Below are 1,892 nucleotides of genomic sequence, written 5' to 3' on the forward strand. Positions count from 1 at the left end.
CAGGCCGCGCGCATCGAGCTCGGCGACGCGCCGCACACGGTGGCGAACGGGCAGGACGACGAGGCCCGCCTCGCGCTGGGCTTCTCCACCGTGAAGCTGGCCGCCAGCGAGCGGCTGAGCGCGGGCCGCAAGGGCAGCCTCGCGGTCTACCGCAGCCAGGGCGCCTACGAGGAGGGCAAGGGCTACGCCTACAGCGGCGGCGACCTGGAGATCTCGACGCCGCTGATCACCGGCGAGGCCGGCGCGGTCCTGCGCATCACCGCGGGCGAGGGCTTGCGCATCGGCGCGCCCGAAGGCCGGGCGCTCGACGCGGCGGCGGCCCAGGGCATCCAGGCACTGGGCGCCAACCTCGCGTTCGACGCGCGCACCATCGCGCTGGCTTCGGCCATCGTGCTGCCCAGCGGCAAGCTGACGCTGACGGCCCAGGACGACATCACGCTGGCCGATGGCGCGCTCATCGACGTGGGCGGCCGCAGGCTGGCCTTCAACGACGTCGACAAGTACAGCTGGGGCGGCGACGTCGCCCTCGAAAGCCGCGCCGGCAGCATCCGCCAGGCGGCGGGCGCCAGCATCGACCTGTCGGCGCAGCAGAACCGTGCCGGCACGCTCTCGGCCGTGGCGCTCGGCGCGGCGGCCGGCACGGTGGACCTGCAGGGCCGCATCCTCGGCGCCAGCGGCGGCCACTACGACGCCGGCGGCACCCTGGTGCCGTTCAAGGCCGGCAGCGTGGACATCCGCGCGCAGCGCCTGGGCGATGGCGGTGCGCTGGACGAGCAGTTCGCGGCCCTCAACCGGCGCCTGAACGACGGCGCGGTGTTCGGCAACCGCAGCTTCCAGCTCAAGCAGGGCGACCTCGTCATCGGCGACGGCCTGAAGGCCGGCGAGGTCAACGTCTCCGTCGACAACGGCAGCCTCACGGTGCGCGGCACCATCGATGCCAGCGGCGAGCGCGTGGGCAGCATCCGACTGGCGGGCAGGAACGGCCTGACCCTCGGCGGCAGCGCCGTGCTCGATGCGCACGGCACGGTGCTGCGCGTGGACAGCCGCGGCCAGATCATCGACGCGCCCAACCGCGCCATGGTCGAGCTCGATGGCGGCCAGGGCACGCTCACGCTGGCCGGCGGCGCGCGCATCGACCTGCGTCACGGCACCGACGCCAGCGTCGGCAGCCAGCCCGGCCAGCACGACGGCCGGCAGCGCGGCACGCTCGAACTGAATGCGGCGCGCACCGGCGAGACCAGCGGCGACATCCGCATCGACGCCAGCGGCCGCCTGGACATCGAGGGCGCGCGTTCCATCGCGCTCAACGCCGTCTGGCGCTACGACGACAGCGATCCGGCGGCCGTCATCAAGGACGGGCTGGACTCGGTGAGCGGCCGTCCGTACCGCGAGATCACGCAGGCCTACCTGGACCAGAAGCACGCGCAGAGCACGAAGTTCATCGACGCCGCGCTCGCCAACGGCGCGCTGCTGCACGGCAAGCTCGCCGGCCTCAACAACGCCGCCTATGCCGACGCGCTGCACCTGCGCCCCGGCGTGGAGATCGTGACCGACAAGGACCTGGTGGTGCAGGGCGACCTCGACCTGTCGGGCTACCGCTATGCCAGCCTGAACCCGCGCACGCAGAAGACCGGCGTCTACGGCTCGGGCGAAGCGGGCAGCCTGGTGCTGCGCGCGGCGGGCAACATGGACGTCTACGGCAGCATCAACGACGGCTTCGCGCCGCCGCCGCTCACGCCCGACGAGAACGGCTGGGCGCTGGTGCCGGGCGTGCAGCCCTACAACGGCGACCTGGTGCTGCCCATCGGCGGCGTCCGCCTGGCCGAGGGCACGGCGTTCCCGTCGGGTGCGACGCTGAACTACGACCTGCCGATCCAGGCGCTGACGCTGGG

Annotated in this window: 1 pseudogene; it reads left to right on the forward strand. The window is 73.3% G+C overall.

The features are described 5' to 3' along the window. Positions 1–1,892, forward strand: a pseudogene (locus AC27VN_RS40240) (filamentous hemagglutinin family protein); the annotation flags it as partial.

Source organism: Variovorax sp. 20P10.2.4 (assembly GCF_058244205.1).